The organism is Pseudomonas serbica (assembly GCF_028823535.1).
Classification (GTDB): domain Bacteria; phylum Pseudomonadota; class Gammaproteobacteria; order Pseudomonadales; family Pseudomonadaceae; genus Aquipseudomonas; species Aquipseudomonas serbica.
In genome coordinates, this window is record NZ_JAQIYM010000048.1 from 1 (window position 1) to 597 (window position 597).

At 64.7% G+C, this 597-nt stretch carries 1 protein-coding gene; it reads left to right on the forward strand.

What is annotated here, in order from left to right; translation table 11 throughout:
* Positions 1 to 597, forward strand: a 597-nt coding sequence (locus NQL71_RS29680; RefSeq protein WP_274643792.1) for an Ig-like domain-containing protein, incomplete at both ends; no start/stop codon positions are given.

A 597-nucleotide genomic window follows, 5' to 3' on the forward strand; every position in this document is an offset into this window, starting at 1 on the left:
GGCCAGTTCGCCGGCGGTGGTGTGGTCGGCGTGCGTGCTGGCGACGACACCTCGACCCCGGTGCATGGCGGCCTGAACAGCCAGATCAACGGCACCTACGGCTACCTGACCCTGGATGCGGCCGGCAATGCGCTGTACCACAGCTACCCGAATTCGGTGAGCGGGCCGGGCGCGAGCGACGTGTTCACCTACACCCTACGCGATGGTGACGGTGACGAAAGCACCACGACGGTCACCATCGATGTGCACAACAGTTGCCTGGTCGCGGTCAGCGACCAGGACGTAACCGTCTACGAAAATGCCCTGGAACAGCCGTGCAACCCCGGCGAAATTGCCACCGGCACACTCGTGGGCGCGGTCCACGGCGGCAGCGGCGCCATCACCTACAGCCTGGTCAGCAATGCCGTTGGCACCTACGGCCAACTGCTGCTGCACCCTGACGGCAGCTACACCTACACCCTGACCTCGCCGGCCAGCACCACACCGTCGGCCAACGATGGTGCCAACACCGTCCAGGAAAGTTTCACCTACCAGGCCACCGATGGCCTGGGCAACATCGCCACCAGCACCATCGTGGTCAACATCGTCGATGACGTG